Here is a 24,294-nt window from a genome sequence, read left to right on the forward strand (position 1 = left end):
TTTGCGTCCGGTGCGTCGCAACTCGATAGTCCGAATCCGATGACACAAAGCTCGTCCGCGTCCCGCAGTCGTTGGCTGCCCTTGGCCTGGGTGCTGGGCGGTGTTTTGTTGGCGGGAGCGGCGTGGATGTTGCCGGTCAATCTGTTGGCTTTGCCGACGGCCTTGCTGCGCGAAGCGGGGCGAGGCACGCCGAGTGTCGTGGACATCGGCGATGATCTGTTGGCTCGCGAAAAGCCCGGTCCGGCGGCGCTGGTGCAAGCGGCCGCCCAAGTGGTCGAGGCCCCCGGTGCGGTCGCGTTGGCCGAGCGTTTGGCGCGCGAAGCGACGCGGCAACCGGAGCTCGTGCCGTGGGGCGGTTGGGATCCGTTTCTGGAACCGCTGGTGGATCAGGCGGATGCCGTGGGGCGACCCGACTCCACGCCGGTGCTGGCGTTCTTTGTAACGCGGGAAGCGCGCGGTGCGCTGGCGGGTTTTTTGGCCAATTCGCGGTCGGCCGGGGTGCGGGCGATGTTGGAACTGCGGCGCATCGATCGCGCCCAGCAGTTTGTGCCGGCGACCCGGCCGGGCGGCCAGGCGCTGGATGCCACGATCCTGCTGGCGGCGCTGTTGTATCAGGGGGAACACCTGTCCGATTCCCTGCAGCGTGAGGTGCGCGACCTGGCGGAAAACGCTGCGCTGGCCGACGACCTCACCGAGATCGAACCCTTCTTTCTCGACCTGCTCTCGCTCGGCAAGCGGCTCAACTGGATTCAGCTCACCGAGCTGCTGCGGCTGGTCGAAAGCACGCAGACCGTCGGCGAGTTTGCCCACCTGAGCCGGGTGGCGGCGGACGATCTGGCCAGCGTTTACGCGGCCGCGATGGCGGCGGAGGCGGCCGACCCGGTCGCCACTTATTTGATACGCTACGGCCGGCAGGGTCTGGCGGACCTGCGGCTGGCCTTGGCCAACGGGCAGGGGGCGGTGCGGCAACTCGTCGGTCGACAGGTGCCCGTTTCGCGCGAGGCCGGGCCGACGCTCAGTGCGGTCGCGGCGTTCGGGTTGCTGCATCCGCACTGGCTGCTGGGGGCGAAGTATCTCGGCATGCTGGCGGGAGCCTTCCTGCTCTTTCGTGGACTTGACCGCGGTTTCGCCGCGCGCACGGCCGGCGGCGCGCTGCCGCATCTTTCGAGCGGGGTGCTGGCAGTGTTGACGGCGGGCGTCATCATTGTCGCGACCGAACCTTTTCTCCTGCAGGCGGCTCCGCCGTCGGAATTTCAATTCAAAATAGCCTTGCCGGTGTTGGCTGACATCACGGACACGACTTCGGCTGAACTCACGAAACCCACCACGACCATGGATTCCTCGACTCTGCTTACGATCGGTCTGTTTGCCGCCCTGCAAGTGGCGATGTATCTCATCTGCCTGCTCAAGATCGGCGAGATCAACCGCCGCGAGGTGCCGCCGCTGGTGAAGCTCAAGCTGATGGAGAACGAAGAAAACCTTTTCGATGGCGGTCTTTACGTGGGCATCGGCGGCACGGCCACGGCGCTGGTGTTTCAGGTGCTCGGTCTCATCGAGCCCAACTTGCTGGCGGCCTATTCCTCCAACCTGTTCGGCATCACCTGCGTCGCCCTGGTGAAGATCCGTCACGTGCGCCCCTACAAGTGCCGCCTGATTCTGGAAGGGCAGGAGGCGTTGATGGCGCTCGCCCAAAAGGAAACCCCCGCCGCTCCCGTGAAGGCTTGAGCCGCGACCCCGCGTCATGAACCGCACCCTCCTGCTCATCCTCTGCGACTTCCTGTTGCTGACGTTGCTCGCGCTCACGCGTTGGGAGACGGCGGAGCCGGAGCGGCCGACGGAGACGGCGGCGGCGCAGATCCAGGACGAAGACGGCGCGGTCACGGCGGCGGATGACGTGGTTGAACTGATGAAGCTGTCCTTCGAGGACCAGCAGGCGCAGCAAACCGAGCTCAGCGCCGAGCTGGAGGCGCGGGCCGCCGAACTCGCGGAGCGCGAGCGGGCGCTGCGTGAGTTGGAGGCAGCGCGCGACGATCTCGCGGTCAATCTGGAGCAAACCCAGCAGACGGCGGCGCAGTTGCGCGAACAGGCGGCGGCGCGGGCGAGTGAAGCGGCGGCATCGCAGGCTCGCGTGGCGCAGTTGCAACGTGATCTGGAAGAGCGCGAGAAGCTGGCCGCGCAACAGGCGGAAGAGTTGGCCAAACTCGCCACCGCGCAGGCGGCGGCGCAGGAGCAGATCCAGAATCTCAACGTGGCGGTCAAAGTCGCCGAGCAGGAGAAAACCCTGTTGCGCGAAACGGCCGACACCTTCCGCGAGCAGGCGGCCAAGGAGCGCGAGGAGCGCATCAAGGTGCAGGAGACAACGACCCAGCTCGCGCAGGGCGTGGGCGCCTTGGCGGAGAAGTCGGATGCGATCACGCAGGAGATGCGCGAAAACCGTCCCATCAATGCGAATACACTCTTCAGCGAATTTTTGATCAACCGGGTGCCGGCCAACTTCAATGCGGCGCGGATCAATGGATTTGGCAACGAGCTCACCCGCACCGCTCAGGCGCGGACGATTCTGGTGAGCGACGGCGAAGCAACCTACGCGATCATGCACATCGAGGACACGCCGTTCAACTACGCCGAGCCGGCGTCGCAGTGGGCGCGGGTGTTTGTGACCCTGGCGAAGGACGAGGTGCGAGCGGCGGCGCCACGGTTGGATTTTCTGGCACGGGACCCGCGCATCGTGGCGATTCCGGTGGAGGCCTCGCAGGCGGCCGCGCTCGGGGTGAAGGTGTATCGCACGACGACGGATCCATTCCGTTTTCCGGAGGCCGTGTTGATCAGCAACGGCGGCGAAGGTTATGGCGAAGTGCCCTTCAAGTTGGAGGCCAACCTGCCGGGCTACGTGCGCATGGACAACCGGCTGGTGCGTCGGCTGATGGCGGACTACACGCCGGAGCGCGGCGATCTGGTGCTGTCCAAGACCGGCGAACTGCTGGGCGTGATGGTGACCTCGGACCTGTGTGCGATGGTGGATAATTTTCTCCCGGCCGGCACGATTCGCACCGGCGACACGAGCGGGCAGAACCTTCGTGCGCTGCTGGAGCGCATGCGGCAGATGGCTGAGAGTCGCAGCCGTTGAACCGTGATGGGAGCGCGGCCGAACATCCTGTGGATTGTGACCACGCAGTGGCGGGCGCAGGCGCGGGCGGCGATGGGGGATCCCAACGCGCGCACGCTGCACCTCGACGCGCTGGCCGCGGCGGGTTGCGACTATCGAGAGGCAACCACGCCGCATCCCTTTGGCCCCTTTGCACGAGCGGCGTTGTTGACCGGCGTGCCGTCGCCCGAGAACGGGGTCTGTGACTATTGGGATCCTTTGCCAAGCGACGCGCGAACGATTGCGCATGATATGGCGGAGCGCGGCTACATGACGGCATGGTTTGGCAAGTGGCATCTGGCCGAGCGCGATCGCACGGCGCCCTTGGTCGGCGAAGCGCACGCGCGTATGGTCGTGCCGGATACGGCGCGCGGCGGCTTCGGATTTTGGGAAGGGTTTGAGAGTGGATTCCTGCTCAACGATCCGTGGCTGCACGGCACCCGGTTGCCGGAGCCGGTGCAGGTGCCGGGTTATCAGAGTGACGTGCTGTGCGAGCGCGCCGGTGATTGGTTGCGCGAACAGACCTCACCGTGGTTTGCCGTGGTGAGCGTGGAGGCGCCGCACCCGCCCTATGGCGCGCCGGCGGCGGGGATTGAGCGCGACGCGGCGGAGGTGGTGTTGGCGGAAAACGTGCCGCCGGCGGCGAGGGAACGGGCGCGGCGGGATTTGGCGGGTTATTACGCTCACATCGAGGCGACTGATCGGGCGATGGGTCGACTGGTGGCGAGCCTGCCGGACGACATGATCGTGGTGGTCACCTCGGTGCACGGTGACATGCACGGCGCCCACGGCTTGTTTCGCAAAGGCTGGCCGCACGAAGAGAGTGTGCGGGTGCCGCTGGTGGTGCGCGGCGCGCCGGGTGAGCGTGGGGTGAGCGCGGCGCCGGTGTCATTGTTGGATCTGCCGGCGATGACGCGGGCGTGGGCGGACCGTGATGCGTGGAGTTGCCCGCGCGATCGCGCACCGATCTCGATGCCGAGTGTGGTGGCGCTACCGGATCAATGCGATCGGGTGTGGACCGGGTGGCGCAGCGCGGCGGAAAAGCGCGTGTGCAACGCGGATGGGGCGGTGTGGGCGGCAGAGTGAGCCGGCACTCGCTTGCGATCGCGGCCACGTTGGCCCGCCAAGTACCTAGTCGAAGGCGACGGGGCGGGTGGCTTCGGTTTGGCCGGAGTTGGCGAGGAGGTTGAGGGTGGGGCGCAGGTCTTCGTGTTCGGCGTTGGGCTCCACGGCGGGAGCGGTGGCGCCGTCGATCCAGCGGCCGTCAATGATGGTGGTCTTGGGTTGGTCGGGCAGGCCGCGCTCGTGGCGCAGGAGTTGTCCGGCGACCATGTCGACCGCGGCGGCGCCGATGCTGTGGGCATCCTGGTAGATGCCGGCCATGCTGCCGTCGTCGCTGGCGAGGTCGAGGGAGCAGAAGGCAATATCCCGGGGCACGTCGTAGCCGGCTTCGGTGAGCCACTCCGGGATACGTTTTTCCGTGCTGATGATGGCGTCTGGCTTGGCGCGTTTGACCCAGGTAAGGAAGGCCTTGGCCGTCAGATCGTGGGGCCGGTGCAATAGGGTCGGGGCGCCGATGCCTTCGGTGAAGGTTTCGAGCAGGTAGCCGCCGGTCCAGAGGTCGCCGACGCGGTGGTCGAGTCGCGCGGCCATGGCGAGGCCGATGCGGCTGCGACCGGCGGCGTGCAGGCGCGCCACGCAGACGCGCGCGGAGGCGGTGTGGTTGTCGGTTGCGCGGTGCAGGCGGGGCTCGGTAAGGGTGTAGGCGATGGTGGCGGCGGCGAAGCGATCCCACTGCAGCGCAATGGTGCCGGTGGCGTAGAACGGTGACACGATGAGACCGTTGATGCCGCGGGCGTAGAGGATGTCTGAAAGGCGGTTGGGATTGCCGTTGGCATCGCCGAGCCAGAACTGCTCCAGGCGGTAGCCGGCGCTGTCGGCCCGGGCGTGAGCGCCCTCAAGGCAGCGGACCTGAAACGGGCTTTCTTTCCACTCGTCGCGGCGGCGGTCGCTGCTGACCCACGCGAGGGTGACGCGATCAGAGGAAGGTTGCCCGGCGCGGATTGCGCTCATGGCCTCGGCCAGCAGGGGGTTGGGTCGCCAGCCGAGTTGGTTGGCGATCCGTTGGATCCGCTCGCGGGTGCTCAGGGGGATGCGCGGGTGGTTGCGCAGGGCCATGGAGACGGCGGCGCGGGAGACGCCGGCTTGATCGGCGATTTGTCCGAGGGAAGGGGTTTGGGCGTGGCGGCGCATGGTGGGGCGGGGCGAAACAGGACGAGCGGGCAGCAAGCAAGCGGACGACGCAGACGACCAGTTTAACAGAGAGCGCCCGGAGATGAATGTTAAATTCCGGATGCGGCGAAGGGAGCAAGTCGAAGCGTTGTGGGTGTTTCGTTTGCCCGATCGTTGACCCGCGGCGTGGGGTTCGCTCGACGGGGATAAGGAGAGAGAAGAAAAGCGACGCCTAGGCGCCGGAAGTGGGGAGTTCGCTTTCTTCCGATTGGGCGGCGAACTGGCGGCGGATGACTTCGCTGAGCTCGTGGAGTTTCACGGGCTTGGTGATGTAGTCGTCCATGCCGGCCTCGATGCACACATCGCGGTCGCCTTGCAGGGCGTTGGCGGTCAGGGCAACGATCTTCGGTTGGTGTTCGGCGGGGAAGCGGCGGCGGATTTCGCGGGAGGCTTCGAAGCCGTCCATCTCCGGCATCTGCAGGTCCATCAGCACCAGGTCGAAGCGGCGGTTCTCAACGGCGTGCACGGCTTCGAGACCGTTGCCTACGCAGTCGGCGCGGTAGCCGAGGCGTTCGAGGAAGCGCAGGGCGACCTTTTGGTTCACCATGTTGTCCTCGACGAGCAGCACATCGAGCGGGAACTCCTCCGCGAGGACGCGGCGTTTGGCGGCGGTTTCGCTGGCGGGGGCGGGTTGGTCGGACCCGCGGAAAAGAGTGTGGATGCCGCGCAGCAGGGTGCTGGTCTTGAGTGGCTTGTTGAGGGTGAGGATGTTTGGCTTCGAGCGGGCTTCGTCGGCCAATGGACGGCCGGGGGTGAGCAGCAAGAGGGTGGGCAGCTGGCGTCGGTTGATGGCCTGCAAGAGTTCGATCGAGCCTTCGGTTTCGAGCACATCGTCGTCGAGCAGGACGAGGCCGGGCGGGGTGTCGGTATCGGTCAGGCGCAGGGCTTTGGCGAACTCGGTGGCACCGTCGAAGCCGACCTTCCACTGCTTGAAGAAGGTGGCGAGGCGCTGCTGGCCCACGGGGTTGTCCTCGATGCCGAGCACCCGGCGGTTGGCGAGCGCGGTCGGAGCGCTTGGCAGCGGTTCGATGTTCATCGGGTGCGCCGATTCGGTGCGCAGCGTGAAGATGAAGCGGGAGCCTTCGCCCTGCGTGCTTTCCACGTGGATACCGCCGCCCATGAGCTGGGTGAGGCGATGGCAGATGGCGAGGCCCAGGCCGGTGCCGCCGTATTTGCGGGTGGTCGAGGAGTCGACCTGGCTGAAGGGTTTGAAGAGGCGGTTGATGCGCTCCTGGGGGATGCCGATGCCGGTGTCCTGCACGGCGATCTCGAGCATGACGCGTTCACCGCCCAGCGGGACGGCGACGGCCTTGCGGCGCACGAGGATGGTGATGCTGCCGGAGGCGGTGAACTTGACCGCGTTGTTGACCAGGTTGACGAGGATCTGCCGCAGGCGGGTGATGTCGCCCATGATCCAGGCGGGCACGTCCTCGGCGACATGGTAGGCGAGGTCGAGTTTCTTGGCGGCGGCCTGCATAGCGAAGAGGTCGAGGGCTTCCTCGATGCAGGTGGGCAGGTCGAAGGGCAGGTGCTCCAACTCCATCTTGCCTGACTCGATTTTGGAGAAGTCGAGGATGTCGTTGATGATGGTGAGCAGGGCTTCGCCGGAAGTGCGGATGGTGTTGACGAAGTCGCGCTGCTCCGGGTCGAGCTTGGTGTCCATGAGCAGGCTGGTCATGCCGATGACGCCATTCATGGGGGTGCGGATTTCGTGGGACATCGACGCGAGGAATTCGGACTTCGCGCGCGAGGCGTGATCGGCCTCGGCCTTGGCGCGGCGCAGCGCGTGCTCGGTTTCGACGCGAGTGGTGATGTCGGCGAGGATGGCGATGAAGGTCTCGACCTGACCCTGCTCGTTGCGCACCGGCTGGACCTCGAGGTGGATGTGATATTTGCGGCCGGATTTGGAGTAGTTGACGAGGTCGGTGGTGACGCCGACGCCCTTGGCCATGGCGGCGCGGATGCGCAGGGCGGTGCGCGCCTTGGTGTCGGGGCCGGCCATGAAGGTGTCCGGCGTGCGGCCGCGAATTTCGTCGAGCTCGTATTCCATCACGCGGGTGAAGGATTCGTTGATCCATTCCACCTCCCCGCTGGGCGAGGTGATGAGCACCATGTTGTCGGTGCGGGCGGCGACGAGGGAGAGTTTACGGGTGGCGGCCTGGGATTCACGCAGGGCGGCCTCGGCGGCTTTGCGTTCCGTGATGTCCTGCAGGGTGCCGATGATGCGTTGGGGGGCGCCGCTGGAGGCGCGGGCGACGGTCTTGGAGCGGGCGTAGATCCAGCGCCATTCGCCGTTGCCGGTGCGCAGGCGGTATTCCGGGGCGATGAAGGTTTCGTCGCCGGCGAGCTGGCGTTCGACCGCTTCGCGGTAGCCGGGGAGATCATCCTCGTGGATGAGCGCGGTCCAGGCGCCGGGCGTGTTGGCGATTTCACCCGGAGCGTAGGCGAGCATGGTCCACAGACCCGGGCTGTAGTAGACCTGGTTGGACGGCAGCGACCATTCGAAGATGCCAATCTGGGTCGAGTCGAGGGCGAGGCGCAGTCGCTCATCCGACACCTTCAACATGGCCTCGACGCGACGGCGTTCCTCGTTCTCGGCGACGAGGCGGCGATTGGAGAGTTCGGCCGTGCGCAGCAGGGTGTTGGCGGTGCGGGCGAGGTGAACCGAAACACCGAGGAGGAGGGTCACGATGAAACCAGCGGCGGCGGCGAGCTCGGGCAGGTTGCGCCGTTCGCGGGTAAAGGCGTCCTCGGTGAGCAAGACGGTGAAGCGCATGCGCCGGTCGCGGATGGCCTGGGTGAAGTCGATACCGCCGCGCTGCAGGATGAGGTCGTCGTCGATCGAGGAGCGACCGGCCGTGTTGTAGATGACCAGATCGCCAATCGCGATGCGGATGAGGTAATCGCTGCGGAGGTTTTCCTGTTCGCCGACAATCATGCCGATCACGTGGCTGTAGACAAAATCGGCCGTGAGCAGGCCCCAGATTCTGCCGTCACGTTCGACCGGCGAGTAGATGGCGTAGCCCGGATTATCGGGCAGGATGTCGAGGGTGCCGGAGATCGTGGTGCGGTTGGGCGGAGCCAAGGCGCGTTCGATGGCGGCCGCGCGGGTCTGGTCGTCGTGATGACTGTAGCCGACGAGGTGCTCGTTGCCTTCGGCCGGGTAGATCTCCCGCGTGAGGAATTCATCGTCGGGGCTGACGAGCATGGCCACGAGGCCACTGGGGTTGTCCTTGAGATAACTTTCGGCGTCGATGGCCCGGACGACGGCGGTCTTGGCCGGATCGGACCAATCCTCCGCAAAGCGTTCCAGGGAATCGGCCTGCTCGCTGATTTCATCATCGAGGCCGCGAATGATCGCACCGACATGGCGATCGGTGGTTTCGCGCAGACGAACGATTTCCTGTTCTTCGAGGCCGAGGTAAAGGATGACGGTGAGGGTCGCGGATCCCACGACCACCGGCAGGGGCAGCCAAACCGGCGCACCGGCATCGGTGAGGGTGTGTTCCCGCCAAGCGCGGGCCAGCAGGGCGACGCCGATGAGCGAGATGGTCCACGCGGCGAAAGGGGAAGTGGCGTCGCCGGAGCCCCACTGGTAGACCGAGGACAGGTCGAGCGCGTAGCCGAGAAGCGTTGCTGCGCCGACGGAGAGCACGCCCGAGGCGATCAGGGCGAAGAGCAGAGTCAGGCGCTGGCTGAGGCGGGAAAAGGCCAGCGAGGTGACCAACAGGCTGGCCAGCAGCAGGCTGATCGACACCGGCATGGTCATGTGACCAGACGCGGTGGAGACCCCTTGGGTGAGTGGATCAAACAACAGGTCGTCGATGCCGAAGGAGCTCTTCGTCAGGTCCTGCAGGAGCGTGAGACCGGCGACGAGGGTGGGGATGAGACCGAGCCAAGCGGACCGCCGATAACCCGTTTCGATGGCCACCAGCAGGGAACCGATGAGAAAAGCGACGAGAACCGTGTTGCCCTTGATGGGTTCGGATTCCAGCCCCAGCGCGATCAGGGACGGAATGTGCAGAATCCAACCGAGCAGCGGGAGGAGCATGATTCCGACCACGGAGCCCGCCAAAATGAGGCAAGCTCGTTTCGGCCACACATCGCTGAGGGCTTTAGGTGGTTGGACCATAGGGAATCCACCTCAACAAGGGGAAAAGCGATCGCAGGGGCAACGTTGTTTAAGGCCGTGAAAATACGGGGTGGAGTCGAGCCGAGAATCAGGACTCGGGGGGCGGCTCAGCAGATTCGGGGCCGGACGAGGGGGGCTGGAAGGTGGGTGCGGTCGGCGGTGGAGCGAAGGTCTCGTTGCTGTCGGGCGGGCTGGGGGCGTCCGGCGCGTCGGCTTGGGGACCGGATCCGGTGAGGGCGCGGAGGAAGTTCGTGGGACCGTAAACGAAGGTCCACGCGGGGGTGTTGAGTTTCCCGCCGAGTTTCACTTCCAAGGCACGAGTGAGCGGGGTGAACACGGCGTCGAGCAGGTTGCCGCCGCCGCCGTCGAAGGGACGCACCCGGGTGAGAAAATCAAGGTTGCGGGTATCGAGGTAGTATTTGCCGTTGGCATCGAGCGAGCCGCGAGTCCCGGTGAGCTTGATGTTGTCGAAATCGAGCACGCGACCGTTGAGCTCGAAGTCGCCGTAGGCGTTGTCGAGTTGGAGTTTGGAGAAGTTGAGCAGAGTGCTGCCCAGCAAGGTGGAGAGCGGGCCCAGGAGTTTCAGCTCGCCGAGATTGGCGTCCTGGATGGAGGCGGCGCCCTGGCCTTGAAAGCCATAGGGATCGGCGGCGGGACCGGTGGCGGAGAGCGACAGGTCGAGCACGCCCTCCGCGATGCGTTGTTGAAATTCGCTTTCGGGCGAGGGCTCTTCGCCGCGACGGTGCGCGGTCCAGGTTTCGACTGCCCGGATGGTTTCGCCGAGATGAGCGTGATCGAGATTGAGATCAAAGGCGATGCGGCGATCGGCGGCGTCGCCGGTCATTTCGATGCGACCGGCCAGCGCTCCTCCGGTCGCCCCGGCGCTGAAAGGCGCCACCAACAGGCGTTCGTTGGTCTGGTGCGCTTCGAACTGTGCGCCATGCAGGGGAAAATCAAAAAAGCTCCACTCCTCGCTGGTGTGACCGCTGACCTTAAAATCCACCTCGATCGGCGCGCCCCAATCTTCGCGCTCAGCCCGACCGTCGATTTGCAGTGAGACCGGGCCGGCCATGGCGAAGGGTTCGGCGATGCGCTCGCCGAGGTCACCCAACAGCTTGGGCAGGGGCGACAGGTCCGAATCGCCGGTGGCGTGCACTTCGATGCCAGTCCAGCGCGCGCCCAAAGGCAGGCGCCACGAGCGGGTGAAGCTGCCGCGCACCTCGCCCTGCGGACGCCAGGCGTGGAATTCCAGCACGTCGGCCCAACCGGGACGCACGAACAGGCGGGTGGTCATCCGGTCCAGGGCGATGTCTTTGACGACCGCGTTCTCGGCGCTGGCCTGCACCCAGACCCGCGTGAGCAAGGGCTTTTTCCAGCGGCCGCTGACCTCCACGCTCGCGTCCGGCGGCGCGACGGGGAACTGGAAGTTGGTCCAGAAGTTCGGCCACCAGCGGCGGAACCAGCCGTCGATATCGGAGGGCTCCAAGCGCCCGCCGAGCAGGAAGCGGAAGTCGAGCGACTTGGTATCCATTTCGTAACTACCGGTGGCCCGGCTGGCGCCGCGCAGGAGCAGGATGTCGTCAGCGCGCAGCGTGGTGCCCTGCCACGTTACCCGCGCGGCCGTGGCGTCGAGGTCGACCCGACGGGCGGTGACCGCGCCGGTGCTGAAGACCGCCTCGGCGCGCAGCGGGCGGCCGCCTTCGGCGAGGTTGAGGTCGGCGGTGATGCGGGGGGCTTCGGTCCAGTTGAGCAGGGCCGGCAAGTCGAAACTCAGGTGGCGGCCGGCGAGAGCAATGGCGGCGGCATCCACCGCGGTGGCCAGCCGCACCCGGCCGGCGACGGTGGTCACATCGAGATCGGCCTCGATCGCCAGCGGATGTCCGAGCAAGTCAACCTGCACCATCGCCTGCACCTGGGGCAGGGTGGCGACGCCGGTGCGCACGCTGATCCGGGGCAGGTCGAGCCAGGGGGTGTGCACGGTGTGCGCGGTGAGGTCGAGGAGGCGTGGTTCGAAGCGACCGACGGCCGGTGCGGCCATCAGTTCGAGTTGGCCGCGCAGGTCGTCGATGGCGATGCGGGCCGGGGCCGCGATGCGACCGGCGCTGAAGTCGACGGTTTGCAGGCGGGCCTGCGGCCCGAGGTCGAAGGTCGTGGTGGCCGTGAAGTCCTGCAGGTCGATCTGCTGGTCGGGGTGTTGAGGGAGACTGAGTTCGAGCTCCCGGGCCTGCAGCCGCAGGGCGATGTCGGCCAAGGGGTGCTCGTCGGGAATCAGCTCAAGGCTGACCCGCAACTCGCGGTGGCGGGGCACCTGCGGCAGGTAGGTGGCGGCGAGCCGGCAGGCGCGCAGGTAGTTCCGGGCGAGGGATTCCAGCAACTGGTCGACCGGCAGGCTGTCGCCGCCGCGAGCGGGCAGGCGGAGACTGCCGTGCAGGTCGACGGGAGTGGGCCCAAGGATGGCCGTGAGGTTTTCCAGCACGATGAGGTCCGCCGCTTCGCCCGGGCGCACGGTGGCGTTGAGCTTCCGCACCAGCGGTTCGCGCGTGCCGGTGGGCGACAACATCGACGGGATGTAGAACGCGGCATCGCTGATTTTGATTTGCCGCGGCTCGACCTGTCGGAACCAGAGCGTGATCGGGTTCAGCTCGAAGTAGAGCGCTTCGGCGTGGAACACCGCCTCGTCGACCGCGATGAGGGTGAGGTCGGCATCGCGCAACAGGATGTGGCCGCCGGGATCAAACTGGGCCTCGCCAAAACTGACCCGCAGACCGGCGGCTTCGAGACGGGACTCGATCTCGCGCAGCACGAAACGGGGCACGGCGAGTTCCTGCGCCGACATAATGAAAATCTGGATACCGAGGCAGATCGTGAGGACCAGCCAGAGACTCCAAAGCAGCAAAGAGCACAGTCCGCGCCCACAGTGATGGGTGCCTTTCCAGCAAACCTGCAACCAGCGGGGGGCGGGCATTTTCTAAAAAGCTGAAACGCTAAAACGCGGAAAAGCTGACGTGGAAGATCGTGGTCAGGGACCGTTGCCCTCGGGTTCCTCTGCTTCGTCGTCGGGATTGGCGGCGCTGGCTTCCGGCGGGGGCGTGGTGAACTCGATCGGGCCCGGGTCGCGTTCGGCGTAGGACAGCGTCCAGAGGGCGTCGATGAAGGGTTGGGTGGCGGCGAAGACGACATCGAAGTTGGGGTCGGGGGAGCCGACGAGTTGCACGTCGCCCCCGTCGCGATCGGCGATGAAGAGGGTGGAGTCGACGACCTGATTGCCGGCGTCGCCGGTGAGGGAGAGTTTCACGTCGAGGCGGAAGCGCCAGCCGCGGGACTCGCCGTTCACATTGACGGTTTCGGTGAACTCATCGGCGACGAAGCGACGGGCGCGCAGGGTGCGCACTTCGGCGCGCAGGGTGGCGAGGGCCTGGGCCTGCGTTTGGGGCAGGCCGGTGAAGACCTGGTCCCACGATTCGCCGTCGCGGAGTTCCCTTTGGAACAGGGTGGAGTTGTTGCTCAGGTCGCGCAGGTTCAGCCCGGTGATGCGGGCGCCGGCGGGCAGCTCGCGCAGGAGGCGTTGCCGGTAGTGGAGCGGGTCAACCGGAGTTGCGGCGAGGATGTCGGCCGCAACGGCGTAGACAAAGGTCTGGCGACGCAGTTTGGCGTAGGTGTTGTCGCCGGTTTGGTCGCGGCCGATGAGCAGGGTGATGTTGTCGGGGGCGAGCGAGGCGGGGTTGTCGGCGCGGAAGTTGAGGGCAATGGTGCGCTCCGGGCGACTGAGACCCCAGTCTTCGAGTTCGGCTTCGGTGGGCACGTCGCGCACGAAACTCTGTGCGCGCAGATCGCGGAGGTGGCGCAGGAGCATGTTTTCAACGACAGCCTGGTCGGCCGGTTGGGTGCGCAGGGTGCCGTCGTCGGCGCGTTGCACAACTTGCCATCCGGAGGCGGTGGCGAGGGCGTTGGCGGTGTTGGCACCGTTGGTGCCGCCCTCGAGGCGCAGGTTTTGCAGGGTGACGACCTGGCCGTCGCCGTCGGTGAGGGTGACGGAGTCGACCTGGCGCTCGGCGAGGTCGAGGACGAGCGGATCGCGCAGCTCACGTTGGGCGTTGCGCAAACGGTCGAGGAGTTTGGCGGGCACGGCGACGGTGAAGAGCGCGGCGCGGTTTTCCATGCGCGCGTAGTAAGCGACATCGGGTTGGGTGGCGGGACCGTTGGGCACGGCGGTGTCGCCGAGGGGGTTGCCGAGCAGAAGGGTTTCGCGGCGGGCGTTGCCTTCGAGGGTGATGCGCAGGATGGGTGTGTTGGTGCCGGAGGCGGTGGCGCGATCGGGATGGTCGGCGGGGTCGCCGATGAACTCGAGGGTCTGGAGCGCGTTGAGCGCGTTGAGGGTGTCGCGGGTCACAATGCCGTCGGCGCGGGTGACGATGGGCGATTCGAAGGACCAGCGGTTGCCTTCGCGGCGGATGCGCACGCGGACGTTGGCAGGGCCGGCGGCCTGGAGGTTGAGGGAACGGACCTCGAAGTCGGGGATGGTGAAGCAGGAGTTGGCGCGCAGGTCCTCGAGGTCTACGGCGAGAGCGTTGGCGAGGGTTTGCGGCACCACGTGCACGCGGGTGCCGTCGGGCGAAAGCACGTAGAGGCGGTTGCCGATGGCGGTCTTGTTGCCAATGGCAAGGGCGGTGGCGCTTGGCGTGGTGGCGCCGGCGGCGGCGTCGGCGGCGGGCAGGGCGCCGAAGGTTACGGTGAGGGGCGGCGTCTCGAGATTGTAGTCGGCGAGAGAGAGGCCGGTGGCGCCGAGGTTGGCGACGTCGTAGGAAGTCTCGTGTTCAAGGAACTGGAGTTCCTTGATGATGCGCTCGACGGCAAAGGGATTGGCGGGCCACTCGTAGGGTTCGGTGATGCGCCAGGCGTCGGCCTGTTTTTCCAGGCGAATGGTCGCGGGCAGGGTGGGACCGGTGAGTTCGAGGAATTGGATGTTGGCGGCCTCCGGGCCGAGCACGTGGCGTCGGGCCTCGCGGGCATTTTCCTCGGTGCGCCACTTCCGTTCGAATCCGAAGATAAAGAAGAAAAGGGCGACGTTGAGGAAAACGAGGATGAGCGTGACTTTGGTGCGCATGGCGGGGCCTAGGAGCGTCGGGTCCAGTAGACGATGATGCCGAAGACGGCGGCGATGCCGGGGAGGATAAAGAGCAGGCTGATGCGGAGGTTGCTCAGTTCGGCGAGGCTGAGATCGATCTGGTAGCGTTCGATCGGGCGGGGGAGGGTGTTGAGTTGCACGTCGCGATCGACACACCACTCGACGGCGTTGAGTAAGACCGCGAGGTTGCCGGGCGAGGCGACGCGGGAGTTGGCGGCGAAGTCGGCATTGCCAAAGAGGACGAGGCGACCGCCGCGGACGCTGAAGGGCAGCGATTTTGGAGGCGTGATGCGTTCCGAAGACACGAGCACGGAAAGTCGGTTTTTGGGTTCGAAACCGGCCAGACCCTTGAGATCGATGCCCGGATCGTAGGCGATGTTGTTCTGCCGATAGTCGCGCTCACCCCAAGCGGTCTCGGAGGTGGCGGCGAGCACGGTGGCGCTCAGGGAATTGTCGAGGGGGCGTCCGGGATCGGGGCGCACGACGCGGGAGAGGCCGAGGTAGAGCGCGAATTGGTAGTCGAGGAGCGATTGGGTGATGGGGTGAGCCATGAACGCGGAGATGCGGAGCTCACTGCGTTCAGTGACGTTGGCGGGGTCCGGCTCGACCACGATGACGTCGTCGGCGACGAGGCCCCAGTCGTAAAGCAGATCGTCGAGGCCGTGGCGCACGACCGGTGGCAGCAACACGAGGGCGCGGCCCGCGCGATCGCTGAGGTAGCGGCGGAGGAGCTCGACCTCGAAGGGGTCGTAGCGACCTTGGGGGCCGGCGATCACGACGAGGGCGGCGTCTTCGGGAACCTCCTTGGTCTGGGTGAGATCGATGACGCTCAGCTCGAGGTTGCGCAGGCGCAATTGATCGGCGAGGACGGAGAGGCCGCGGTTGGGGTCGACGTCACCGGGCTGCATTTCACCGTGACCGGCGAGAAAGTAGACATGCGGGCGGTCGGGCGAGGAGACGCTGAGGATGGCGGAGGTGACGACTTGCTCACCTTTGAAGGCGACGGCAACGCGGTCTTCGGTCTCGTAGAAGTCGGTGAGGGTGATGATCTTTCGCTGGTCGTTGCAGATCGCGACGACGACGTTGGACTGGTCGATGCCCAGGGCCTCGGCGGCGCGTTGGTTCCTGTAGATATCGAGTTCTTCAAAGGTGACCCGACCGGCGATGCCATTGGTGGCCGGTTTACCGGCGGTGGCGTTGACGTATTCGCGCAGGAGACCGCGCACATCGCGGTAGAATTGGGCGAGGTGCGGGTTGTCGCGGTTGGGGTCGATCGTGAGGATGAGCCGCACCGGTTGGTCGAGGGTGCGCAGGTAGGCGAGGGTTTCCTCGGAGAGGGTGTGGCGCCGATGATTGGTGAGGTCCCAGCGGAAACCGTGATGGAGCGCGAGGTAGTTGAGCCCGCCAAAGAAGCTGAGGAACAGCGCGGCCTGCAGCACGAGGTTGATGGTGCGCAGCCAGCGGGCTTTGGCGAAGGCGTTGGGCGAGTCGCTCATACCGGTCAGCTATGCAGCAGCTTGGCCTCGAGACCGAGGATGCTGAAGATGAGGGTGAGGGTGGTGCCGCTGGCGTAAAAGAGCAGCTGGCGGGCATCGATGATGCCGCGGGTGAAATCATCGAGGTGGGTGAATACGCGGGCGTATTCGACGCTCTGCTTCAGGGGCGCGAAGATCTCAAGGTTGAGGGCGGAGAGACCGGTAAGGAGCTGCGTGCCGATGATAAGGGCGAAGAGCATGACGACGCCGAGGATGCCGGCGACGGCCTGATTGCGGGAGAGCGAGGAGGCGAAGATGCCGATGGCGACAAAGAACAAACCCGATACCGCGATGAAAACGTAGCCGCCGATGAGCGGTCCGAGGTCGAGCAGGAAGGCGTCGTGCGTGAAGCGATGCAGGATATAGAAGAAGCCGGCAGTCGCACTCCACAGGCTGAGGTAGAGGAAGTAGGCCGCGCCGTATTTACCGAGCACCACCTCGGTGGTGGTGATGGGCGTGGTGAGCAAGGTCTCGAGGGTGCCGAGGCGGCGTTCTTCGGAGATGCTCTTCATGGTGAGCAAGGGCACGATGAAGATGACCGGCACCCAAAAGAGTTCGAAGAAGGCGACGGCCGGCGAGTTTTCCTGCGGCAGGTTCGTATATTCGGCCAGGATGCCGGCGAAGATGAAGCCCATGAACGCAAGGAACATGACCGCCGCGATGTAGGTGCTGGGACTGACCAGCAGCATGCGGATCTCGTGGCCGAGGATGGTGAGAAAGTGGCGCACGTGGATTTAGGATTTCGGTTCGGTTTTATCCGACTTGGCGGGCGTGGGCTGGTCGACCACGTCCCAACTGCGCCGGGTGGCGGCGAGGAAGACGTCCTCCAAAGTGGGCTGGGCGCGACTGAGGGCGCGAAGCCGGAAACGCGGATCGGCGGCAAGCGCCCGGAGCAGGGCTTCGCTGCAATCGGCGTCGTGGTCGACCGACAACTCGAAGGCGCGGAAGCCGTCGGTGTCGGGTGAACCTTCGGAGGTGATTTGCAGCGACGGGTTAACCTCGGCCAACACGGCGGCAAGATCGGCGCTCTCGCCGGCGAGTTCAACCAAGGTGCGCGCCTGACCGATGATCTCACGTTTGAGTGCGGCGGGCTCACCCGCCGCGACGACACGGCCCTGATTGATGATGAGCACGCGGTCGCAGGTCATCTCGATTTCGGGCAGAATGTGCGAGGAGATGATCACCGTCATGCGGCCGCGCAGGCGGGCGATGAGGTCGCGCACGATGAGGATCTGGTGCGGATCGAGCCCGATGGTCGGCTCGTCCATGATGATGACGGGCGGCTCGGCGAGGATGGCTTCGGCAATGCCCACGCGTTGGCGAAAGCCCTTGGAGAGTTTGCCGATGATACGGTGGCGCACGCGTTTGAGATCGCAGAGTTCGAGCAGCTCGTCGATGCGGGGGCCGAGTTTGCCGCGCGGCATCTCTTTCAGGCGGCCGCGGTAGTAGAGGTATTCCACCACCCGCATGTCCTCGGGCAGGGGATTGTTCTCCGGCATGTAGCCGATGAGGCGTTTCACGGCGGCGGTGTCGGAGGCGACGGAGTGGCCGCAGAGCGTGACCGAGCCGGAAGTGGCCGGCAGAAACCCGGTCAGCACCCGCATGGTGGTGGATTTGCCCGCACCGTTGGGGCCGAGGAAGCCGAGGATTTCGCCCTGCGCGACCGAGAAGCTGATGTTGTTGACCGCGGTGACTCCGGCAAAGGACTTCACGAGGTTTTCAACAACAATGGCAGGCGAGGAGTCGGACATGGACGAAGGCAAGAGGAGCGTGGGGAGAGTTCACCACGAAATACATGAAAATTACACGGGATCGGAGGGTTGCTTAGACCCGGTGAAAGAGGATTGGTGTCCGGTGTGACGAATCAAGCCGCCGAATGATTCAATGCCCAGGCGGCGGCGAGGCCGCGGAGGGTGAGGTCGGGGATGTCGATGGTGGGCTCGCGGAGGCGGCCGCTCACGATGGCGTAGGCGCCGCCGCAGGTGAGCACGCGGGCGGGGGCCTCGCCCGCGGCGGTAAGCTCGGCAGTCACGCCATCGAGGCAGGCCTGGAGCAGGCCGGTGAACCCGAGCACGGCGCCGATGCGCATGGCTTCGACGGTGGATTTGCCGATTGCGTGCTCGACCGGCGTGACCACGTCCTCGACCAGCGGCAACTGCGCGGTGTGTTCGTGCAGGTAGCGCGTCATGAGCGCGGGACCGGGGGTGATGATCCCGCCCTCATAGCCGCCGCGGCGGGAAATGATGTCGAAGGTCACGGCCGTGCCCAGGTCGATGACGATGGCGGGCAGGGGGCCGAGCGCGGCGGCGCCGGCGGCGTTGGCGAGCCGATCCTGGCCGATTTCCGCCGGCTTTGGGTAGGTGATGTCGACCCCGAGTTTTTGGGTGTGGGTGAGCTGCCAGACCGGCAGGCCAAGTGGTTGCAGCGCGGCTTGCAGGCGCGGCACCGCAGCGGGCACGACACTGCAGAACGCGACGGCCGTGAGGTCGGGGCGGGCGGAGAGCAGGGGAATCAGTTCCTCAAGCCGATTGGTGCGCAGCTCGCCGGTGTCCACGGCGGCATCGTGTCCGCCGGGGGCGGCGAAGCCGTAGTGGGTGTGTGTATTGCCAATGTCGATACAGGCGATCATGGCGCGAATCAACGCTTGGCAATCGTGACCTCGCCGGCGCGGAAGGATTGTGGTTCGCCGCCGTTGACGCGCAGCAGGAGCGAACCATCGGTGTCGATGCCGGCGGCGACGCCAGTGACTTCGTCGCGGCCATGGATGAGAGTGATCTCGCGGTCGCGCAGTGCGTCGTATTGTGGCCACTGTTGGGCGAGGGCGGCGCTGTGACCGTCTTCCTGAAAGGTGCGGCAGGCGGAGAGCACGCGGCTGATGACGGCGGCGGCGAAGTGGTTGAGGTCGATGGGCGCGGCGGCGACTTCGCTCAGCGCGATCGCGCGGTCGGCGAGTTCGCCCGTCCAGCCGCCGTTTGGTGGCGTAAGATTAAGTCCGCAGCCGATGACGAGGTCGCGGATCCGGTCGGCGTCGATGCGCGCCTCGGTGAGGATGCCGCCGGCCTTGCGGCCGTTGATCAGCACGTCGTTGGGCCATTTGATGCGCGAGTCGACCTTGGCGTAGTGGGCGAAGAGGGAGCAGAGATTGAGTCCAACCCAAGGCGTGATGGTCGCGAGACGATCGGGCGGGACCTCCGGCCGGAGCGCGAAGGTGAGGTAAAGGTTGCCGTTGGCCTCGGACAGCCAGGTGCGACCCATGCGGCCGCGGCCCCGGGTTTGTTCGCGCGCGATGACCACGAGCGGGGTGGTCGCGCCCTGGGCGGCGCGGCGCATGGCTTCGTCATTGGTGCTGTCGACCGACTCGAGTGCGACGATGGTGCAAGGCAGTGAGGCGGGCAGCCGGGCCTCGATGAGCAGGGCGTTGAGGCCGGTGGGCTTGGCCGTGAGGCGGTAACCGCGGGAGCGAATCGCTTCGAACGTGAAGCCCTGTTCCCGGAGCTTTTCCATGTGTTGCCAGATGGCGACGCGGGACATGCCCAGAGTGTCGGCCAAGGCGCTGCCGGAGACGAAGTCGTTGCCGGCGTCGAGCAGGGTGCGGACGATGGTGAGGTCGGTGTGGGCGGACTTCATGCGTTCCAATCCAAACCGATGTCGACCCAGGTGCTCTGATGGACGAGCGCGCCGGTGGAGACGAAGTCGAGCCCGAGTCCGGCGAGGTTGGGCAAGGTCTCCAAGGTGATGCCGCCGGAGGCCTCGGTGAGCGCGCGACCCTTGATGAGGGCGACGGCTTCGCTGAGCTGAGCGGGCGTGAAGTTGTCGAGCAGGATGACATCGGCGCCGGCGGCGAGCACGGGCGGGATCTGGTCGAGGCGATCAACCTCCACTTCCACCGGCAGGTCGGGGGCGTGCTGGCGGGCGCGGGCGACGGCGCCGGCAAGGTCGTCGGTCGAACCGAGCAGGGCGAGATGGTTGTCCTTCAGCATCACGCGGTCGAAGAGACCGAGGCGATGGTTCCAGCCGCCGCCGCAGGCCACGGCGACTTTTTCCAGCATGCGATAACCCGGGGTGGTTTTGCGGGTGTCGAGCAGGCGGGTGCGGCCTTCGCCGAGGGCTTGGGCGTAGCGCGAGGTGAGGGTGGCGATGCCGGAGAGGCGTTGGAGGAAATTGAGCACGATGCGCTCGGCGGAGAGCAGGGTGCGTGGGTCGCCGGTGAGCGTGGCAATGACATCACCGCGGCCGAGTCTGGCGCCGTCGCGGGTGCGCAACTGCACGGTGGCGCGGGCGGCGGCTTGGTCGCCGTAGGTGGCGAGGATGAGCGAGATGAGCGGCAGGCCGCAGATCGTCATGTCCTGCCGGGCAACCAGGTGGGCGGTGCTGGTGCGCGGTGCGGCGGCGATGCTGCCGGTGGAAAAATCCCCCGCCGTGGTCGGACGGCGCAGCAGGCCGAGCCCGCCCAGGTCCTCATCGCGCGCCATCTCCACCAAGCGACGCAGGTAGGCGACATCAAGGTCGTCCCACGTAAGGCGGTGGAGCAGGGAGTCGGAGAGGGCGGACATGGTGGAAAAAGCTAAAACGCTGGAGAACTGAAATGCTGAAATGAGCGATGGCGAGAACGGGTTGGAGAGTGTTTCGCTTGATCCGTTTTTATAGCCACGGGTTTCACGGATTAACACGGATAGGTGGTCAGGTTTCCGCCGCAAGGTCCCGTGGACATTCGTGCCATCCGTGGCCCGTTTGCTCCGTCCAAAGTCATCTGATTAGTCGGTTCGCGCAACGGTGATCGCCCAGTCTTCGTGGGGGAGATCGGGGGCGGTGCCGAGCTCAACGCGAGCGCCGCCGGTGACGGACTCGGCCGGGAAACGATCGCCGGTGCGCGGATCGAACCACTCGACGGAGTAGGTCCCCCTGGCGTCGGTGAGGTCGAGCGTGGCCTCGCCGCCGCGGGGCACGAAGACGACGTAGAGTTTGCCCGGGTAGGCAAGGCACCAGTCGGCGCCGGTGAGGGCGTCGGCCGGCTGGAGCGCGGCGAGGTCGACGGGGAGTGCCCGGAAATATTCGAGCGCAATGCGGGCGTAGTCCCACGAGCGGTCGCGGCTGCGGTAGTCTTCGGCCAGCAGGTCGTTTTGCGGGAGCTGATAACCGAAGTAATATTCCACGCCGGAGCCGCCGGCCATGAGGTTGCCCCAGAGGGTCTGGGCCCGGATGTCACGGAGCGTATAGTGCGTGCCGTCTTCGGCGGTCGCGACGCCGTCGTGGCCTTCGTAACCGGGGTCGGGCGGCACACCCATGGCGGCCGGGTTTTGTTCGTCGTTGGCGACGACCCACTGGCGACCAGCCGCGGCGCTGGCGGCGAGCCAATGCGCGGTGCGGGCGTGCACGGCGTCCCAGGCGTTCTGGAGCGATACTCCGGTGAGCACCGAGCGGTCGCCGAGCAATGGCGTGTAGACCTCGTCCTGCTGTTGTGGATACGTGTGCAGCACGCGGTGGTGCTGGTAGGGATCGATGGCGGCGACGGTGTTCAACATCGCGACCTGCTCCTCGTAGCTCTGGGTGTTCTCTTCGCCGAAGTTCCAGGTGAGGGCAAGGTGGTGGCCGAAGCGAGCGATCAGTTCACGGAAATAGAGGCGACGCTCCGGGCCGGTTTCCCCGCCGTCCATGGCTTCCGGAATCTGGACGGCGGTGCGGGTATGGGTGGCGCGTTGGTCGTCGATTTCGGTCTCCTGCATTTTGAAGTGCAGGTGGATGCCAAGCCGCTGGGCGTGGGCGAAGACGATCTCCCACTGGGCGAGTTTGGAGACGTCGTAGTGCAGCTTGTCGTCGCGGTCGACGAAGGGCCACACATCGTCGCCGTCACCGCCGGCGTTGTAAGTGAGGAAGGAGACGGTGTTGACGCCCTTGCTCGCGAGGTAGTTGAGCGCGCCGATGATGCCGCGGCCGCGGCCGTCGCGCCAGGTGGGGTCGCCGTGTTGCCAATCGCGGATGTGCGCGGTCCAGGACTTCAGCGGCACATGGTCGCGACCGGCGTGGGTGTTGTCGAAACCACTGTAGGCGAGGAAAGTTTCCGGGGCGTCGGGGCCGGCTTTGAGAAACACCGTGTGGTCCTCGGCAAAACGCAGGTAACGCTCGCCGGTGTAAACGAGACGACCGCGGGCGCGCAGATCGGGCGCGGTCTTGTCGGTGGGCGCGACGGTGAAGGTCCCGCTGAGACCGTCATAGGGACGCACGGCGTTGCCGCCGTGATAGGTGGCCGCATGGGGGCCGGTTTCGAAGGACACCCGGTAGACCCACTCGCCCGGTTCATCGGGGGTGAAGCGCACGCGCCAGATGCGACCCGCGGTGGCGGAGGATTCGGCGGCGCGACCATCGGCGGCAAAAAAGCCCGGCACGGTGTAGCGCGCGCCGGAAGCGGAGGTGAAGGTGACGTTGAAGGCGTAGTCGGTGAAGGGATTGGGTGCGACGTCGTCCTCGTGGGCGAAGGGACCGTCGAGATCGAGGGTGAGGGTGTGCCACGCCATGCGGTCGCCGGACAAGGTGACGGCGCCGTCGCCGTCGGGGGCGCGGGCGACCACGTTGCCACTGGCGCCGGAACCGGATTCACGGAGTGAATAGTTGGCGCTGCTGAGGCCGGGGGCCGCGGGCGGGGGCGGGCGCGACGGATCGTAGCCCACCGGGGTCAGCACCAGCCGCGACCACCGGGCCTGCGTCGGCGCGCCGCCGTCGAGTGAACCGGCGGTGGTGCGGAGCTCAATAAATTCGCCGTCGTTGATCTCGACGAACTCCCAGACCTTGTTGAAGGCCGGCCCCTCAGCGAAGGCCTCGCTGGCGACGGGGGCTTCGTAGGCTCCGATCGAGCGGCCACCGACGATGAGTTCGTAGGTGGAGGGACCCTTGGCTTCGCCAACCGTGTGCAGGGTGAGGTGATAACGTCCGCCGGGCACTGGCGAGGCGGCGCGGGCGGTGCCGGTGCGCACGGACGCGTCGGTGAAGGCGGCCCATTGGTCCTCGACCAGCGTTTGGCCAGGGGAGGAAAAACTGAAGCCGGCGGCGGACAGCAGGGTGCCGGCGGCTTCCCTTGTATTGTCCTCGGTGATACGCGCCTCGATCCAGCGGGCGAGTGTGCTGCTGCCCTGGCCGAAGCCGGCGGGCAGCGGGCGCAGGTCGCGGGTCTGCACGGGGGGCGGTTCGCCCCAATGCGCAGGAAAAGGCAGGCTGGTGCCCAGCGAGGTGAGACCGCCGGCGGCGGCGCGGGTGGCGACCGGGAACGGCGGGGGCGGCGTGCCCGCGGCGACCACGGGGGTGGGGCCTTCGCCCTCCGGCTCGTAGACGACGCCGCGGGCAAGCACCCATTTGTCGAGTTCGAAGCCGTCCTCGTGCATGCTGATCTGAATCACGTGATCACCGGCCGCCGGCACCTCGAGGTAGGAGGAAAAGGCTTCGCCGGCCGGCACCTGGGCCGTGCGTTGCTTGCAGTCCCAGTGCCAGGCATTGCGCCGCAAGGATTGCCAGCGGCGACCGCTCTCGGGCCACTCGCCGTTGAGGCCGACGTGCACGCTGTTGTCGGCCGATCCGGTCGCGTGGCTGCGGGCCCAGAAATAGTAGCGCCCGCCGCGGCTGAAGCGCACGCGGTAACTGAGCACGGCGTGCTGACCGGGCGTATTGGAGATATTGATACCCTCGGTGACGGGCTCGTTGTCGTCGACGTGGGTGTCGGGCAGGACCTCGACGTAGGCGCGGCCGCTGGCGGTGGCGGCGTGGGACGGATCGGGGTCGGGTTGCACGCCGGGGTCATTGACGGTGGAGACGATGTGGAAGGCGCGGGTCTGAGTGAGGTCCTGCGCGATGAAGTGCTCGGCTTCGACGGCGACGACGCCGTTGACCTCGGCAAAGATCAAATCCGGCGGGGCGATGGGGGTGGGCGTAGCGGCAAGGGGCAGCGCGACGGCGAGGGGCAGGAAGAAGGCGAGCAAACGGCGGGACATGGCAGGATGGGGCTGGCAAGCAGGAGAAGCGCCTCGGCGCCGCGGAGCAAGGGTTGCGTCGGACAGGGAGGTGGTCGAAGTTGACCGCG

General features: G+C 66.4%; 14 protein-coding genes. 3 read left to right on the forward strand and 11 right to left on the reverse strand.

Features of this window, described 5'->3' with window-relative positions; translation table 11 throughout:
* The first annotated feature begins 39 nt into the window (after positions 1-39).
* Genes AC0MRV_RS11675 through AC0MRV_RS11685 form a run of 3 tightly spaced genes read left to right on the forward strand, consistent with a single transcriptional unit; the run spans position 40 to position 4,231 of the window.
* Positions 40-1,725 carry a hypothetical protein gene (locus AC0MRV_RS11675; protein ID WP_472764650.1) on the forward strand — a complete coding sequence of 562 codons (1,686 nt, stop codon included), beginning with the start codon at positions 40-42 and terminating at the stop codon, positions 1,723-1,725.
* A 16-nt stretch (positions 1,726-1,741) separates the two neighbouring features.
* On the forward strand, positions 1,742-3,127 hold the full coding sequence (locus tag AC0MRV_RS11680; protein ID WP_472764651.1) for a hypothetical protein: 1,386 nt from the start codon (positions 1,742-1,744) through the stop codon (positions 3,125-3,127).
* A gap of 6 nt (positions 3,128-3,133) precedes the next feature.
* Entirely contained in the window at positions 3,134-4,231 is a 1,098-nt protein-coding gene (locus AC0MRV_RS11685; protein ID WP_472764652.1) for a sulfatase-like hydrolase/transferase, read from the forward strand.
* 45 nt (positions 4,232-4,276) lie between these two features.
* Here the strand turns inward: AC0MRV_RS11685 and AC0MRV_RS11690 are convergent, their stop codons facing one another.
* The 11 genes from AC0MRV_RS11690 to AC0MRV_RS11740 all read right to left on the reverse strand — a co-directional run bounded on the left by AC0MRV_RS11690 (position 4,277) and on the right by AC0MRV_RS11740 (position 24,205).
* Positions 4,277-5,398, reverse strand: a complete 1,122-nt coding sequence (locus AC0MRV_RS11690) for a LacI family DNA-binding transcriptional regulator (protein ID WP_472764653.1) — start codon at positions 5,396-5,398, stop codon at positions 4,277-4,279.
* Positions 5,399-5,609: 211 nt separating this feature from the next.
* Positions 5,610-9,488 carry a response regulator gene (locus AC0MRV_RS11695; RefSeq protein ID WP_472764654.1) on the reverse strand — a complete coding sequence of 1,293 codons (3,879 nt, stop codon included), beginning with the start codon at positions 9,486-9,488 and terminating at the stop codon, positions 5,610-5,612.
* Between the two features lie 169 nt (positions 9,489-9,657).
* On the reverse strand, positions 9,658-12,534 hold the full coding sequence (locus tag AC0MRV_RS11700; protein WP_472764655.1) for a hypothetical protein: 2,877 nt from the start codon (positions 12,532-12,534) through the stop codon (positions 9,658-9,660).
* A 54-nt stretch (positions 12,535-12,588) separates the two neighbouring features.
* Positions 12,589-14,673, reverse strand: a complete 2,085-nt coding sequence (locus AC0MRV_RS11705; protein ID WP_472764656.1) for a DUF4340 domain-containing protein — start codon at positions 14,671-14,673, stop codon at positions 12,589-12,591.
* A gap of 8 nt (positions 14,674-14,681) precedes the next feature.
* Positions 14,682-16,190: a GldG family protein gene (locus tag AC0MRV_RS11710; protein ID WP_472764657.1), complete on the reverse strand. Its 1,509-nt coding sequence runs from the start codon at positions 16,188-16,190 to the stop codon at positions 14,682-14,684.
* A 5-nt stretch (positions 16,191-16,195) separates the two neighbouring features.
* Positions 16,196-16,957 (reverse strand): ABC transporter permease, encoded by a 762-nt coding sequence (locus tag AC0MRV_RS11715; RefSeq protein ID WP_472764658.1) that lies wholly within the window; start codon positions 16,955-16,957, stop codon positions 16,196-16,198.
* 6 nt (positions 16,958-16,963) lie between these two features.
* On the reverse strand, positions 16,964-17,980 hold the full coding sequence (locus tag AC0MRV_RS11720) for an ABC transporter ATP-binding protein (RefSeq protein WP_472764659.1): 1,017 nt from the start codon (positions 17,978-17,980) through the stop codon (positions 16,964-16,966).
* 113 nt (positions 17,981-18,093) lie between these two features.
* Entirely contained in the window at positions 18,094-18,858 is a 765-nt protein-coding gene (locus AC0MRV_RS11725; protein ID WP_472764660.1) for a type III pantothenate kinase, read from the reverse strand.
* Positions 18,859-18,866: 8 nt separating this feature from the next.
* Positions 18,867-19,856, reverse strand: a complete 990-nt coding sequence (locus AC0MRV_RS11730) for a biotin--[acetyl-CoA-carboxylase] ligase (RefSeq protein WP_472764661.1) — start codon at positions 19,854-19,856, stop codon at positions 18,867-18,869.
* Positions 19,853-20,782 carry a carboxylating nicotinate-nucleotide diphosphorylase gene (nadC, locus tag AC0MRV_RS11735; RefSeq protein ID WP_472764662.1) on the reverse strand — a complete coding sequence of 310 codons (930 nt, stop codon included), beginning with the start codon at positions 20,780-20,782 and terminating at the stop codon, positions 19,853-19,855. Before nadC ends, AC0MRV_RS11730 begins: the two co-directional genes overlap by 4 nt.
* A gap of 201 nt (positions 20,783-20,983) precedes the next feature.
* Positions 20,984-24,205, reverse strand: a complete 3,222-nt coding sequence (locus AC0MRV_RS11740; protein WP_472764663.1) for a DUF5060 domain-containing protein — start codon at positions 24,203-24,205, stop codon at positions 20,984-20,986.
* Between the last annotated feature and the right edge of the window lie 89 nt (positions 24,206-24,294).

The sequence above is a fragment of the Actomonas spartinae genome, assembly GCF_051209155.1.
Taxonomy (GTDB): domain Bacteria; phylum Verrucomicrobiota; class Verrucomicrobiia; order Opitutales; family Opitutaceae; genus Actomonas.

What these genes read in the sequence shown, in the direction of transcription:
- AC0MRV_RS11675 (WP_472764650.1), top strand. Translation starts at nt 40, where the DNA reads ATGACACAAAGCTCGTCCGCGTCCCGCAGTCGTTGGCTGCCCTTGGCC.
- AC0MRV_RS11680 (WP_472764651.1), top strand. Translation starts at nt 1,742, where the DNA reads ATGAACCGCACCCTCCTGCTCATCCTCTGCGACTTCCTGTTGCTGACG.
- AC0MRV_RS11685 (WP_472764652.1), top strand. Translation starts at nt 3,134, where the DNA reads ATGGGAGCGCGGCCGAACATCCTGTGGATTGTGACCACGCAGTGGCGG.
- AC0MRV_RS11690 (WP_472764653.1), bottom strand. Translation starts at nt 5,398, where the DNA reads ATGCGCCGCCACGCCCAAACCCCTTCCCTCGGACAAATCGCCGATCAA.
- AC0MRV_RS11695 (WP_472764654.1), bottom strand. Translation starts at nt 9,488, where the DNA reads ATGCTCCTCCCGCTGCTCGGTTGGATTCTGCACATTCCGTCCCTGATC.
- AC0MRV_RS11700 (WP_472764655.1), bottom strand. Translation starts at nt 12,534, where the DNA reads ATGCCCGCCCCCCGCTGGTTGCAGGTTTGCTGGAAAGGCACCCATCAC.
- AC0MRV_RS11705 (WP_472764656.1), bottom strand. Translation starts at nt 14,673, where the DNA reads ATGCGCACCAAAGTCACGCTCATCCTCGTTTTCCTCAACGTCGCCCTT.
- AC0MRV_RS11710 (WP_472764657.1), bottom strand. Translation starts at nt 16,190, where the DNA reads ATGAGCGACTCGCCCAACGCCTTCGCCAAAGCCCGCTGGCTGCGCACC.
- AC0MRV_RS11720 (WP_472764659.1), bottom strand. Translation starts at nt 17,980, where the DNA reads ATGTCCGACTCCTCGCCTGCCATTGTTGTTGAAAACCTCGTGAAGTCC.
- AC0MRV_RS11725 (WP_472764660.1), bottom strand. Translation starts at nt 18,858, where the DNA reads ATGATCGCCTGTATCGACATTGGCAATACACACACCCACTACGGCTTC.
- AC0MRV_RS11730 (WP_472764661.1), bottom strand. Translation starts at nt 19,856, where the DNA reads ATGAAGTCCGCCCACACCGACCTCACCATCGTCCGCACCCTGCTCGAC.
- nadC (WP_472764662.1), bottom strand. Translation starts at nt 20,782, where the DNA reads ATGTCCGCCCTCTCCGACTCCCTGCTCCACCGCCTTACGTGGGACGAC.
- AC0MRV_RS11740 (WP_472764663.1), bottom strand. Translation starts at nt 24,205, where the DNA reads ATGTCCCGCCGTTTGCTCGCCTTCTTCCTGCCCCTCGCCGTCGCGCTG.